16 protein-coding genes and 1 pseudogene are annotated in these 13,148 nt (G+C 40.3%); 12 read left to right on the top strand and 5 right to left on the bottom strand.

What is annotated here, in order from left to right; translation table 11 throughout:
- Positions 1–108 precede the first annotated feature (108 nt).
- The 6 genes from R1Y93_RS06710 (at position 109) to R1Y93_RS06685 (ending at position 3,211) form a co-directional block, all read left to right on the top strand.
- Positions 109–690: a DUF3786 domain-containing protein gene (locus tag R1Y93_RS06710; protein ID WP_500822187.1), complete on the top strand. Its 582-nt coding sequence runs from the start codon at positions 109–111 to the stop codon at positions 688–690.
- Between the two features lie 11 nt (positions 691–701).
- The gene (locus tag R1Y93_RS06705) at positions 702–923 is read left to right on the top strand and encodes a TetR family transcriptional regulator (protein ID WP_500822186.1); all 222 of its coding nucleotides are present in this window, start codon (positions 702–704) and stop codon (positions 921–923) included.
- Positions 883–1,275, top strand: a complete 393-nt coding sequence (locus tag R1Y93_RS06700; protein WP_500822214.1) for an LmrA/YxaF family transcription factor — start codon at positions 883–885, stop codon at positions 1,273–1,275. Before R1Y93_RS06705 ends, R1Y93_RS06700 begins: the two co-directional genes overlap by 41 nt.
- Positions 1,251–1,826: a DUF1638 domain-containing protein gene (locus tag R1Y93_RS06695; protein ID WP_500822213.1), complete on the top strand. Its 576-nt coding sequence runs from the start codon at positions 1,251–1,253 to the stop codon at positions 1,824–1,826. The genes R1Y93_RS06700 and R1Y93_RS06695 overlap by 25 nt, the downstream gene beginning before the upstream one ends.
- Before the next feature lie 324 nt (positions 1,827–2,150).
- A complete protein-coding gene (locus R1Y93_RS06690) occupies positions 2,151–2,405 on the top strand; it encodes a DUF2115 family protein (protein ID WP_500822212.1) in 255 nt (84 codons plus the stop codon).
- Positions 2,406–2,425: 20 nt separating this feature from the next.
- A complete protein-coding gene (locus tag R1Y93_RS06685; RefSeq protein ID WP_500822185.1) occupies positions 2,426–3,211 on the top strand; it encodes a 4Fe-4S double cluster binding domain-containing protein in 786 nt (261 codons plus the stop codon).
- A gap of 224 nt (positions 3,212–3,435) precedes the next feature.
- Here R1Y93_RS06685 and R1Y93_RS06680 read toward each other — a convergent pair whose 3' ends face one another.
- Positions 3,436–3,729, bottom strand: coding sequence for a DUF6040 family protein (locus R1Y93_RS06680; protein WP_500822211.1), 294 nt, complete (start codon positions 3,727–3,729; stop codon positions 3,436–3,438).
- Between R1Y93_RS06680 and R1Y93_RS06675 the strand changes: the two are divergent.
- A pseudogene (locus R1Y93_RS06675) lies at positions 3,694–3,804 on the top strand (hypothetical protein); the annotation flags it as partial. The gene R1Y93_RS06680 and the pseudogene R1Y93_RS06675 overlap by 36 nt on opposite strands.
- A gap of 143 nt (positions 3,805–3,947) precedes the next feature.
- On the opposite strand, the gene R1Y93_RS06670 reads toward R1Y93_RS06675, so the two are convergent.
- The 4 genes from R1Y93_RS06670 to R1Y93_RS06655 form a co-directional block, all read right to left on the bottom strand.
- Complete coding sequence (locus R1Y93_RS06670; protein ID WP_500822184.1) at positions 3,948–4,457, bottom strand: helix-turn-helix domain-containing protein; 510 nt, start codon at positions 4,455–4,457, stop codon at positions 3,948–3,950.
- A 253-nt stretch (positions 4,458–4,710) separates the two neighbouring features.
- Complete coding sequence (locus tag R1Y93_RS06665) at positions 4,711–4,905, bottom strand: hypothetical protein (protein ID WP_500822183.1); 195 nt, start codon at positions 4,903–4,905, stop codon at positions 4,711–4,713.
- Between the two features lie 22 nt (positions 4,906–4,927).
- Positions 4,928–5,248: a hypothetical protein gene (locus tag R1Y93_RS06660; protein ID WP_500822182.1), complete on the bottom strand. Its 321-nt coding sequence runs from the start codon at positions 5,246–5,248 to the stop codon at positions 4,928–4,930.
- A gap of 727 nt (positions 5,249–5,975) precedes the next feature.
- Positions 5,976–6,542, bottom strand: a complete 567-nt coding sequence (locus R1Y93_RS06655) for an LOG family protein (protein ID WP_500822181.1) — start codon at positions 6,540–6,542, stop codon at positions 5,976–5,978.
- Between the two features lie 743 nt (positions 6,543–7,285).
- On the opposite strand from R1Y93_RS06655, the gene R1Y93_RS06650 reads away from it, so the two are divergent.
- From R1Y93_RS06650 to R1Y93_RS06630, 5 genes are all read left to right on the top strand, one after another.
- Positions 7,286–8,041 (top strand): hypothetical protein, encoded by a 756-nt coding sequence (locus tag R1Y93_RS06650; protein WP_500822180.1) that lies wholly within the window; start codon positions 7,286–7,288, stop codon positions 8,039–8,041.
- A gap of 8 nt (positions 8,042–8,049) precedes the next feature.
- Positions 8,050–9,528, top strand: coding sequence for a hypothetical protein (locus tag R1Y93_RS06645; protein WP_500822179.1), 1,479 nt, complete (start codon positions 8,050–8,052; stop codon positions 9,526–9,528).
- 53 nt (positions 9,529–9,581) lie between these two features.
- Complete coding sequence (locus R1Y93_RS06640; protein WP_500822210.1) at positions 9,582–10,505, top strand: Ig-like domain-containing protein; 924 nt, start codon at positions 9,582–9,584, stop codon at positions 10,503–10,505.
- A gap of 200 nt (positions 10,506–10,705) precedes the next feature.
- A complete protein-coding gene (locus R1Y93_RS06635; protein WP_500822178.1) occupies positions 10,706–11,884 on the top strand; it encodes a trans-sulfuration enzyme family protein in 1,179 nt (392 codons plus the stop codon).
- On the top strand, positions 11,865–13,049 hold the full coding sequence (locus R1Y93_RS06630; RefSeq protein WP_500822177.1) for a MalY/PatB family protein: 1,185 nt from the start codon (positions 11,865–11,867) through the stop codon (positions 13,047–13,049). Before R1Y93_RS06635 ends, R1Y93_RS06630 begins: the two co-directional genes overlap by 20 nt.
- The last annotated feature ends 99 nt before the right edge of the window (positions 13,050–13,148 follow it).

Here is a 13,148-nt window from a genome sequence, read left to right as displayed (position 1 = left end):
ACTTTATAGACCGATTGGTCTATTCTGTAAATAGATTATAATGCATCATATTCTTGGAGGGGTATATGATAAATACGTATCACTAATTATGAAAAAACAAAAATTTCTATGGCAAACATTTTCCTGCAATATGACCAAAAAGCAATGATAAAGAAATTTTCATTAGAGCATGATCCTGACTGGTTATCACTTACTTTTGTTAATCGTATCTATCGTATTAACCGGCAAACAGGAAGCGTTCAATGGTCAAATGATGCTTTTGAAACGGTCTATGAAGCTGACTATAATGAAGCAATGACCATTTATGATGTTTTATGTTATTCAAAAGATGGATGTCATCTGGCTAATGAATTTATAAATATAAACAGTCTTTCTACAATTAGAACTGGAAATCTTTCGCAAAACAATGGATTTTTTCAGAGTACCGCCGATTTCTTTCATGGAAAGCCCCTTGAATTGCATAATGCCTGCATAGCACTTTCTGGAAAAGAACTGGATAAAGGTGATGTTGCTTTTGAATTGAAACTTTTTCCTTTTTTGCCAATTATAATTCGTTTCTGGGAAGCTGATGATGAATTTCCGGCAAGTCTTCAAATTCTTGCAGACAGAAATATTTTAGATTACATGCATTATGAAACGCTTATGTTTGCACTCACACATCTATTTCAACGGCTGAAGGAGGAAATGTAAAATGAAAAAGGGTGGAGGAATCCAGACAACGCCTGATCGAATGTGCTGCTGAATTATTTTGGAAAAATGGGTATTCTGCCACTGGAATCAGCGAAATTCTCAAACAAACAGGACTTCCAAAAGGATCTTTTTATTTTTATTTCAAAAGCAAGGATGATCTGGCAGCAGCAGTGACGGGAACACTATCAAAAAATCCTACTGGAACAATTTCAAAGCAGTTCTCAGGGAAATGACTGGGAAAGTTTTATAGAAGAAATCTTCGATTATTTATTCGGAAGGGCAACTGGACAGACATTTGCAGGCTGCCCGTATGCAGTGATGGGCATGGAAACAGCCCTTAGCAATCCCACACTTGCATCTGTATTCATGGAGGGGCTAAAAAAATTCGAGCAGATTTTCCAGAAAGTACTGCTATATTCCGGATTGCCACAAGATCATGCAGCGATTTTTTCACGGCGTATGCTTTCCAACTATCAGGGATATCTTCTTCTTGGGCGAATTAGCGGTGATATCTCATATTTGAAAAATGCAAAAAAAAATATGATTGAAATGTACCGGGAATACCGATCATATCATGGAATCTGAGCAACAAGGGGTCTACATATGAGCACAGTAATTCTTTCCTGCACTACTCTTCTGGAAATACTGTACAGCAGGCCCAGAAGACCTGCAATACGGACTTTCCCATCAGTACGAATTCAATCGTCGATACCCCACAGTCAACCCTCAAAGAAGTCAAAGAACACATTTTTCAGACACTTTCCAGTTTGCCGTCAGATGTGGATACAGTTCTTGTAGCTATGGGATTCTGTGGCGGATCATGGCAGGATGTGTCCTGCTCTAAAACCCTGGTGATCCCCAGAGTTGCTGACTGTGTTGCGCTTACACTAACCACACCAGAACAATATTCCCCGGATCTGAAAGAACCAGGTCATATGTATCTGTTCGGAAATGGAGAAAATGGATTTTCTGTTCAGACCATTTATGAAAGTCTTCTGAAAGAATATGATAAAGAAATGGCTGATATTGTTTTCAACATGTACTTTGATCATTATTACCATCTGGATATTATTGACAATGGTCTGTACGACTGTTATGACCTGGATTATGTGGAGACGTGCACAGACAGATGCTGACAGAATAATCATGCAGAACTGGATTTTGTGCCAGGAAGTAATATTCTCCTTGAAAAGCTGGTATCTGGACGCTGGGATAATCAGTTTTTGATCGTTCAGCCGAATATGACAATCACTCAGGGAACATTTTTTGATTACTGAAAAAGGAAAATTTCATGAAAAACAACAGACTATTACGAACATTGCAAAAAACAGTTTCTGAAGATGAAATTTTTAAACTGTCTAATCATACTCTTCCGCATATCAGTGAATTTAACAGGTCTGTAATTCTGGAAATGCTGCAGGAGGAATTGCTGACACAGGAGGAAATTTCGGAAGAAACAGATAACTGCTCTCAAAAATACACTGGAAAATTATCTTCAAATTTATCTTCCCGACCAGAAAGCGGCTTGGAAATGGATTATCTTGTCCTGTGTCTATCTCTGTTTTATATGCCACAAACCGCTACATCCGCAGGAAATGGTTCATTATATTATTGCACAGGACAATAATCAGACAATATATTACTGCCCTATGAAATCTGTGAAAGGTGATACAGCATGTGTTTTTTGTGTTTGCCAAAAACCTAAATCAGATTAAAATAATCAGAGGTGAAATCTATGGATCTTGGAAAAATAATACATGAAAAAGCATTGGAATGTGGATATGATAACTGTGGTGTAATATCACTCGAAGCATTTGGCAATTATAAAGAGCACTTAAAAGAACGAATAACAAAATTTCCAGAAGCTGCCGCAGTTCTTGAAACTCCACTCGTCAGTCTTAAACTGAAAGAAAACTATCCCTGGGCAAAATCAGCAATTATTTGTACAGAATACTATGGAAAATATAAATTTCCTGCCTCACTTCAAGGTATGTATGCAAAATCTTTTTTATTGTCTTCGGACATTCCAGAATATCCAAATCGCAAAGGAAAAGAGAATTTTGAAAAATGGATGACTTCAAAAGGTATTCATTATGAAGGTGGGAAAACCAATATGCCAGGAAAAGTTTTTCCCCTTAGGCAAGCTGCGGTTGCCGCAGGTCTGGGAATTTTCAGAAAAAATAATTTTTTCTACGGACCGAAAGGCTCATTGTATGGACTTGAAGGCTATTTAATTGACAAATCCTGTGAATACATACAGGAAATCAATCTGAAACCATGTTCAGAAACATGTAATCTTTGCCAAAAAGCCTGTCCGACATGCTCATTATCAGAACCATTCATCATGAATCCCACCCTATGCCTGTCTTTTTTGACAACATTTGGCGGCAGAAGTATTCCTGACAATTTATCAGCCGAACAATATGGAACATGGATCATGGGATGCGATGCCTGTCAGGGATGTCTCGCCCATATAACAGGCGTCATAACTGGAACGAAGGAGAAGATTTTCCTGGTTTAAAAGAAATAGAAGCTTTACTTCAGCCTAAAAATATTATTTCTGCATCTGATGAAGAGCTGATTCAGAAAGTGATTCCTAGAGCCGAGCATCATTTAACAGATGCACAAACAGATATACTCAGAATCGGTGCAAAACGAGTTATATCATTACAGAAATACTAATTTTAGCAATGGAAGATTCTCAATAAAATAGGACAGCTTTACACTTTAGCTGTCCGTTTTCTTTTAATAATATCCTCGTCCTTCCCGACAGTCTTTCACATAGCATCGGATTCCGATATAGACCACATGCACCAGAAGTAGCAGTACAATAAGGTTTATCGGAATGATAGATTTTATCCATTCTCCGAAATAGATTATGATAGCTGTACTCATTATTGCCACCATGATGCTGATAATATCCCAACAATATTTCCGGTAGATTTTTCCCACATGATAACCAATCCCGATTGAGATTTCACCTGTTTTAATAAAGAAATTTAGATTGCTCAGAAGCTGGAAGGATTTGAAGGATTTCATTTTCATCAGCTGCGACACACCTATACAAGCAACCTTCTGGCAAACGGAGCAGCACCAAAGGATGTGCAGGAAATGACTAAATAAAACTTTCCCTTATTTCCCTTACGATTATCTCATAAGGGCAAAAATAAGAGAAAATACATATCATTTCACTAATGAATGGGCTGAAAAGCCTGTAAAATAGGGAAAGTTAGAAATATATTTCGGCAAACAAGAATTTATCTTTTCTTATAGGTAATTACGATTCCAATAATAGAAGCAATGAAAGCAAGTGGTGCTAATCTCACAAAGACAAATTCAAATCCATGTAATATGGTTCCTGCAACTGCAAACTCTGGGTTATTATAATCCCACCTTAGATAACAACTTTGCATAACTGCAAGAACAATAAAAGCAAGCACTATAAACGCACATAACGTGATAAGTATCCAACGAATCGTTTTTACTTTGAACATATTTCTCTTTGCCAGCTGTAAATTAATTACCTCTAATTTTTCAGAGATTGCTTTTAGGTCATCTGTCATCGGCTCCATTACAGTTTCTCCAATCAATACGCTTACAGAAGTATCCAATTCATCTGCCAATGTAATTAACATATCTGAATCTGGAACTGATAAACCATTCTCCCATTTTGATACAGTCTGTCTTACTACATTCAGTTTAATTGCAAGTTCTTCTTGTGATAGCCCTTTTGACTTTCTGATTCTTTTGATATTATCACTTAACATAATCTTTGCCTCCTTGATTTTGATAATTCAACTCTACATTCAAAAGAGCCATTGCCACAAGCAACACATATTAACATCCGCTTATTTACGGACTTTTCGCAGACAAATTGCGATTTTGTAAAACACATCCGTTTCATATAGACACTTCATCCCACAACTACTGTACATATACAACATCAACTATGCCAAACGCAAACAAAATCACATCTGGAAAGTAATTATTGATTATCACTGCACAAAAACAATATTTGTATCATGAATGTTCTTTCACATACTGCAAAAATTCCGGTGTCTTTGACCAGTATTTTACACCCCAGTTTTCAAAATTCCATTCTTCCATGTAATCGTTGCACTCGAAATCAACATAATATATTTCCTCGTTATGTACAACAAAATTCGTTGGAAAATAATCAATATTTGTATTGGCAGCATATAACAGCGTACACATTCTATGCAATTGCTCGATATAGTCAGTTTTTATCTTGTCTTCTATAAATCAACTGATAAATCGTGTCACCGTCAATAAACTCCTTCAAAATGCGTTCATTTTTCACATCTGTTTCAAGCATAGCAGGCATCTTTATTCCGATTTCTTTCAATTTCTTGTAATCCCTCATTTCTGCCTCAAGCTTGTTTCCGAACTGATAATAATCACAAGGTTCATGATGTATCTGCTTCAAAACATACCTGTTATTTCCAGACTCTGCCAAATAAGAATATCCACCTTTACCCTTTCCTAGCAATTTAATTATTGTATAGCTTTTTCCATTTACGAGCATTTCTTTATTCATGTGTCTCCTTTGTTCTACATCACATTGATTACTGATTTTTAATGTTCTAGTTCAATATTACAATAGAAATATAGTTTTCACAAAGGTTAAACGTACAACCCACCACAAAATTCTCATTCGATTTTTGTTATATTTCCCTATATTTCAGATTACAACACAATCTTCTTCCATTTTCTAATTTTTATTCTGAAAGTTCCACAAGGTGCAACAGTATTCACGTGAATGAACTTATACACTTCCAATACTGCTGTTTTATGGAAATCAAGATTTCAATCCTTGTAGCCCTGCTAAGTGGAACACTTCAGATGAAACTTTTTTTGTTGTGAAAGATTCCTAGTACAGTGAATATTAAGTATCTGCATTGCCTGAATATCTGAGTTTGCAGATGCTTTTTTGCATCATATATATATCTGCATTTGACATTTTAAACCAGTTGCAGATACTTTTCTGTGGGTCAATGTATCTGCAACTTGCTCTTTCTTAAGAATAAAGATACTTTTTAACTTGTCAATCATGCTCAATTTCATCTGCAACTTGCTTGTTTTTAAGGATGAAGATACTTCTCTACACAAAAATACATCCTCAGCTTGCTTTTTCTTATACTTGAGGATGCTTTCTGTTGTTAAAATGCATCTTCATTCGCTGAATTTTCGACCTTGCAGATACATCATCGACCAATGCCATAACATCCGACTGTTATATAGCTTGAAAAATCAGTTTTTCAGGACTAATAAATGGTTCCAGTGTTCTCTTTTTCACGGTCTGATTCTAAAATCCGCTTAATGTCTTCAAGGCTTTCAGCAAAATAAATCCCTTCCTGCCGTTCTCTGGAAGAAAGCCCATTTTCAATCATATGATCCAGAAGCATTTTTAAACCATTATAATAACCGTCCAGATTATAGAGAATGCATGGGGCGTTCAGATGTTTTAAAGATACCTTTGACATGACTTCTGAGATTTCTTCCAGCGTTCCTGTTCCTCCGGGGAACGCAATAAAGGCGTCTCCGAGCTGGATCATTCTAGTCTTACGCTCTGACATATCCTTAGTTACGATCAGTTTGGTCAATCCATCGTGCTGGATCTCACTGTCAATAAAGAACTGTGGTTCCACACCTGTTACTTCGCCGCCTGCGTTCAATACACTGTCGGCTATTGCACCCATCAACCCGGATTTGGAACCGCCGTAGACCAGCGCATTTCCGCTGGCACCGATCCATTGTCCCAATTCCTGGACTGCGCTTTGAAGCCGTGGGTTATTTCCTTTATTTGCACCAAGATAGACAGTAATATTCATCTGACATTTCCTCCAATACGATTTGCGATTTTCATCAATACTATCTGCGATTTCCGTTAATACGATTTGCGATTTTCATCAATACGATCTGCGATTTCTGTTAATACGATTTGAGATTTTCATCAATACTATCTGCGATTTCCGTCAATACTATCTGCGATTTCCGTCAATACTATCTGCGATTGTCGCCAATGCTATTTTGAATGGTTTGGGGACAAATGCTCTGGTAATATAAAAAATCATGCTTATACGGATTGTTCCGTACTTTGCACTTGCCACTGTAATCATATTATGCAAAGAAGCTGAGGCGTTGTCAATGGTTCACAGATTTTGAAATATAGCTGAAATATTGCACAAATGAAATGAATATTAAGTATAGTTCCAACTATATAAACAACACATGGAAATTAAACATTATACAACTAAAGCACTTATTGTATATAAAAATGATTTTATAGTGAATATAAATACAGAAATATGACAATAAAACACATAAAATGATTGAAAATCGGATGGGATTTCGATATAATAAATATACATGCAGAGAGCAGCAGTAATATTTCTCGGAGGATGGAAATATATATACTGATGCATCTGAAAAAGGAACCAGGAACCAGGAACCAGGAACCAGGAACCTAGAACCTGAAACCTGAAACCTGGAACCTAGAACCTGGAAAAAGGCAACTGAAAACCGGAAAAAGGAAACTTAAAAGGAATAGGAAGAAAAAGAAAGAGGTGAAGGTATGAAGAGAAAACGACTTCAAAAAATGATTGCTTTGGCGGCTTGTACAGCTGTGATAACGACCATGGGTGGTTTTTCTGTGGCTGCAGAAGAAGTCTATGAAGTGGCTGCGGATGAAGAGACCGTCACAGATGTGCCGGCAGAGCCTGAGACAGAAGACATCTTCCAAGAGGTTGGCGAGGATGAAGAACAACTGCTTCAGCAGAGCCAGGAGGAGAATGAAGAGGCTGATGTTCTGTTTGGCGATGGAACTGTTATAGAGGAATTCTCTTCCGGAGAAGCAACAACGGATATTCAATATGGAAGTCTGAGCAAGGTATATCTGGATCCTGCCGGTGGTTCAGATGCCAACAACGGAGAAGCCAGTGACCAGGCTGTTCAGACGATCGATCGGGCTTTATCCCTGATTAAGGAGAATGGAACGATTTATCTGATAAGCAGTCTTACGCTGAATGACAAAATGGATCATCGTTGGTCGAAAGTAATGATTCGTCCGGCAGATACTTTGGCAGATGATGCTTCTAAACCAATGATACAGATCTTAAAAGGTACCGGACTGGCACTTGATGAAGTGAATATCAGCAATATCAAGGAATCCGGGGGTTCCTGGCTTGGCAAGACTCTGCTGGAAAAAACAGGTGAAGGTGTACTGACCATAGGAACAGGTACTGCGCTGGTATGTGACGCGAAGGTCAAGCATGCGATTTACACAGATAAAGAATCTGGTACGTATGATACGTATGCTCTTTGTGGATAAACGGTGGCTTGATCCAGGGAACTGACAGGACGGACTATAAAGGCCAGACCGCATTGGTTACTGTACGGTATGGGACAGCAGAGATGAGTGGCGGATTGATTACCGGGAATACTGCACATTTCGGTGGCGGCATTTATTTATATAAGGCTCGTTTTTCCATGAGTGGCGGACAGATCTCAGGTAACAAAGCAAGATATGGCGGAGGTATCTATGGGGAAAACTACTCCACCGTGACGCTTTCCGGCGGCCGTATTGCGGATAATCAAGCCGGTGACGGCGGTGGTGTTTATCTATGGTATTCAGACCTTAAGATGGATCGGACAGAACCGGATGGCCAGCCCTGCGTGATCGAGAAGAATACTGCAACTGCAGATACTCTTAATGATGCTTTTGATTATGTTTATGGCCAGGGGGGCGGCGTTTATTTAGGCTATGGGAGAGCCCTGCTGGGTAAGGGTACCATACAGGGAAATAAGGCTGAACCACAAATAGAATATGATGAAGATGGAGAAGTGATGAGTTCTACTGGCGGCATGGGCGGCGGTGTTTATGCCTTTAATGGCAGCATTGAGCTGACTGCCGCACGGATCTGCAATAACCAGACGTTTACAGGCGGTGGCATTTTTACGCAGAGTACAGACGTGATGGATGCATTGAAGATGACCGGCGGCGAGATCACAGGGAATGTGGCAGCCCGTATGGGAGCTGGTATCTGCGCCAGTCTGTGGTATCCGGGTGGTTATTATGGTGGCAGTGGGCAGGTGATCGCTCATCAGAATATGGATCTGGAGATCAGTGGCGGCAAGATCAGCGGCAATATGTCAGGAGAAGGCGAAAACGTGGATGAAAATGCCATTACCCTGGATCTGGTCTGCTATTCTGAATTTGATGAGAATGTGAAATTCCCAACCCTGCATCTAAGCGGTTCACCGGAGATCAAAGGATATGTGATGCTGATGGATTATTCTGATCCAGTATGCAGCCCCAGGGTAGTGGTTGATGATGCCTTTACACCAGTTAATCCTGTAGAGATGAAAGGCGGTTATTGTGAGCCTGGTGTGGTGGCAGTGAAATGGAAGGATGGATTAACACCGGATGCATCCCTTTTTACCGTTGACAAAGGATTTGGCTCCGAATTAAAGCTAGACGGGCAGACCTTGACATGGGTAGAAAGAGTACGGGTTACTTTTTACTGGATAGAAAAACAGGGTGACAAGTACTATCAAAGAAATAAAAATCTATATATCGTACCAGGAAATAAAGTGGATCCGTCAGAAATCCCGGCTCAGACAGAGCTTCCAGGATATACCTTCAAAGGATGGATAGATGATGACGATCATGACTGGACGCCGGATATGGAGATCACCGGAATGATCAGACTGTACGAAAATCGGGCGTTGAATGCTCCATCTGTAACATTAACAGCAGACAGGGAGAACAGCTGCTTTACCCTGCCTGTAACACTGACTGCCCAGGGCATCTCATGAAATAAGCACAGCAAAATTCACCTATCAGTGGTACAAGGATGGTACTTTACTTGATGGGCAGACAGAGGCAGAGTGTAAGGTATCAGAGCCAGGCGAGTACAAAAGTAGTGGTTACAGTCAAAAGCGGCACTTATACTGCAACGAAGGATGCAGTGCTCACTATTTCCAAAAAGGACCACGAATATACATGGAAATTTGATGATAAGGCACATTGGCAGATCTGCAATCTGGATGGTGAGACGACGGAGTCCAAAGGCCATACCTTTGGTGAATGGAAGGTTGTAAAGGAAGCTGCTGTATCAGTTACGGGAGAAAAGGAACGCACATGTACGGTTTGCGGATATAAGGAAACAGAGGTGATCGCAGCACTTCCGGCTCCAACACCTACGCCTACAGTGGCACCTCCAACACCTACTCCTGTACCGGCACAGACCCCGATTCATCTTTCCAGTCTTACAAGTAAGAAGACATCTATAACTATAAAATGGAATAAGATCAAGGGCGCTTCCGGATATAAGATTTACGGAAGCAAATGCGGCAAAGATTACAAACTTCTGAAAACAGTCAAAGCAAGCACCACCAAATGGACTCACAAGGATCTTAAGGCAAATACCTATTACAAATATTATGTGGCTGCATACAAGACTGTAAATGGCAAACAGACCATTCTTTCCAAAACACCGGCTATGCACATTTCAACAACCGGCGGCAAGTTCAGCAAAGTAACGGCTGTTAATGTTAAGAAAGAAAACATTACCCTGAAAAAGGGCAAGAAGGCAGCTATTAAGGCCAGTGTAGTGAATTCAGATGGAAAAGTCGTAAAACATGTGGCTGTACTGCGTTATATGAGCAGTAATAAAAAGGTGGCAACGGTGAACAGTAAGGGAGTGATCACTGCCCAGGGAAAAGGCAAGTGTACGATTTACTGTTATGCCCAGAATGGGCTTCGCAAGAGTGTGAAGGTAACTGTAAAGTAGGCTCAGTAGAGGCACCTGGCAGAGAACTTCGGTTTTCCGCCAGGTGTTTTTAGGTGATGAAAGCTTCACAATACCAAAAGGGATAAGGCAAAAACTATAAGTAATAACAGGTAAAATGAATTATACAAACCAGTTTTCCTTTGCTATCATTATATCAGTATATAAATAATATAAAACTGATAGGAATAAGAGGGAATAAAATGGCGAGAGAAATAGAAACCAAGTGTCTTCACTTAGAAGAAGAGGAAGGCTGTTGTAACAATTATGGATCCATCAGCTATCCGATTTACCAGACAGCAACCTATGCACATGAAGGAGTGGGCAGAAGTACAGGTTTTGATTACAGCAGATTACAGAATCCAACAAGAGAGCATCTGGAAAAGGTGGTGGCATCCCTGGAGAATGGTATTGATGCACTGGCCTTTTCTTCAGGAATGGCAGCAATCTCCCTGTTAATGGAGATTTTTAAGCCAGGAGATCACCTGATCGCAGATGCAGATCTGTATGGGGGAAGCATCCGGCTTTTTGACCATGTATCTTCCAAGAACGGAATTTCTTTTTCTAGAGTGGACTGTCATAAGGTGAATGTGGAAGATTACATTCAGGAAAACACAAAAGCCATCTATATTGAAACACCTACCAATCCCATGATGAATGTAACAGACATTCAGGCACTTTCTAAGATTGCCAGAAAGCATGATTTGCTGCTTATTGTAGACAATACCTTCTTATCTCCTTATTTCCAGAATCCGCTGGATCTTGGGGCAGACATTGTGGTACACAGCGGCACCAAATATCTGGGCGGACATAACGATACACTTGCCGGCTTTCTGATAACAAACAGGGAAGACATCAGTGAGAAATTTCGTTTTCTGATCAAAACAACCGGCGCCGGGCTGGCTCCACTGGACAGCTGGCTGCTCCTTCGGGGTATCAAGACCTTGGGTGTGCGTATGGATCGTGCCCAGGAAAATGCCATTGCCATTGCACAGTGGCTGAAAAAACAGAAAGCAGTGACCAAAGTGATCTATCCGGGACTTCCTGAGCACCCTGGATATGAGATCATGAAAAAGCAGGCCAGAGGCTTTGGCGCAATGCTTACTTTCCAACTGGAAAGTAAAGAATTTGCCCTTGCAATTCTGGAAAATGTCCGTATGATTAAATTTGCAGAAAGTCTTGGAGGAGTGGAAACATTGATCACTTATCCAACTACACAGACCCATGCAGATGTTCCGAAAGAGATCAGGGAAAAGAACGGGATCACAGAAGCGACCCTGCGTTTATCTGTTGGTATTGAAAATATCAAAGACCTGATCGCTGAACTGGAAAAAGTATTCAAAGAGATAGAAGGAGAACTTTATGCCAGAGAGAAATCTTGATTTTGACAGGATCATTAACAGAAAAAATACCAATTGTCTGAAATATGACTTTGCAGAAAAAAAGGGTATGCCGGCAGATGTGCTGCCATTGTGGGTGGCAGATATGGATTTTGAAACATCTTCCTATATAGAGGATGCACTTGTGGAACGTGCAAAAGAGGGGATTTTTGGATACAGTGAAGTGAAAACACCTTATTTTGAAGCAGTACATAACTGGATCCAGGAACGTCATGGATGGGATACCAGGGAAGAGTGGCTTGTAAAGACGCCAGGCGTGGTGTTTGCACTTGCCATGGCTGTAAAAGCCTATACAGAACCAGGGGACAGCGTACTGATCCAGTCTCCGGTTTATTATCCATTTTCTGAAGTGATCACGGATAATAACAGAAAGGTAGTCAGCAATGATCTGTACCTTGGAGAAGATAATCGCTATCATATGGATTTTCAGGATTTTGAGAAAAAGATCGCAGATGAAAAGATAAAGCTTTTCTTTTTGTGTAATCCCCATAATCCGGTAGGCAGGGTATGGACGAAAGATGAATTGATCCGGGTGGGAGATCTTTGTGTGAAATACGGAGTGACGGTAGTCAGCGATGAGATCCATCAGGACTTTGTGTTCAAGGGAAAACATCAGGTTTTTGCAGGGCTGAAAAAGGAATATGAGGATATTACGGTTACTTGTACAGCGCCAAGCAAAACCTTTAATCTGGCAAGTATGCTTATTTCCAATATTTTTATTCCAAATCCAGGTTTGCGCCGCAGGTTCCGAAAGCAGATGGACGGGGCCGGCGTGAGCCAGCTCTGGGGTATCCTTGGGCTGGTGGCCTGTGAAACTGCTTACACAAAGGGCAGTCAGTGGTATGAGGCTATGCATGCTTATGTGAAAGAAAATATTGAATTTACCAGAAAATATGTGGAAGAAAAGCTGCCAGGCGTGAAGATGACAGACCATGAAGGAACCTATCTGGTATGGCTGGACTTCAGGGATACAGGACTATCTGTGGAGGAACTGGAGCATCGGATCATTTACGAAGCCGGGCTGTGGCTGGACAGCGGGAAGATCTTCGGCGATCTGGGGCGTGGATTCCAGAGAGTGAATGTAGCTTGTCCCAGGGCGACTTTGACAGAGGCACTGGAACGGATTCGCCGGGCCTTCACAGATTAAGAAGGTTTTTGGTTATTTACTGTATTAAATGAAATATTAGATATTTACCCAAAATTTACAAATGTACACAGTGAATCTTTGTATAAATAGGTTGAAATG

It is taken from the genome of Blautia sp. HA3515 (assembly GCF_059933065.1).
Note: the sequence above shows the minus strand (reverse complement) of the source record. Positions and strands in the feature narration are given on the sequence as shown.

What these genes read in the sequence shown, in the direction of transcription:
- R1Y93_RS06685 (WP_500822185.1), top strand. Translation starts at nt 2,426, where the DNA reads ATGGATCTTGGAAAAATAATACATGAAAAAGCATTGGAATGTGGATAT.
- R1Y93_RS06670 (WP_500822184.1), bottom strand. Translation starts at nt 4,457, where the DNA reads ATGTTAAGTGATAATATCAAAAGAATCAGAAAGTCAAAAGGGCTATCA.
- R1Y93_RS06660 (WP_500822182.1), bottom strand. Translation starts at nt 5,248, where the DNA reads ATGAATAAAGAAATGCTCGTAAATGGAAAAAGCTATACAATAATTAAA.
- R1Y93_RS06665 (WP_500822183.1), bottom strand. Translation starts at nt 4,905, where the DNA reads ATGTGTACGCTGTTATATGCTGCCAATACAAATATTGATTATTTTCCA.
- R1Y93_RS06680 (WP_500822211.1), bottom strand. Translation starts at nt 3,729, where the DNA reads ATGAAATCCTTCAAATCCTTCCAGCTTCTGAGCAATCTAAATTTCTTT.
- R1Y93_RS06630 (WP_500822177.1), top strand. Translation starts at nt 11,865, where the DNA reads ATGCCAGAGAGAAATCTTGATTTTGACAGGATCATTAACAGAAAAAAT.
- R1Y93_RS06635 (WP_500822178.1), top strand. Translation starts at nt 10,706, where the DNA reads ATGGCGAGAGAAATAGAAACCAAGTGTCTTCACTTAGAAGAAGAGGAA.
- R1Y93_RS06655 (WP_500822181.1), bottom strand. Translation starts at nt 6,542, where the DNA reads ATGAATATTACTGTCTATCTTGGTGCAAATAAAGGAAATAACCCACGG.
- R1Y93_RS06650 (WP_500822180.1), top strand. Translation starts at nt 7,286, where the DNA reads ATGAAGAGAAAACGACTTCAAAAAATGATTGCTTTGGCGGCTTGTACA.
- R1Y93_RS06710 (WP_500822187.1), top strand. Translation starts at nt 109, where the DNA reads ATGGCAAACATTTTCCTGCAATATGACCAAAAAGCAATGATAAAGAAA.
- R1Y93_RS06640 (WP_500822210.1), top strand. Translation starts at nt 9,582, where the DNA reads ATGGGCAGACAGAGGCAGAGTGTAAGGTATCAGAGCCAGGCGAGTACA.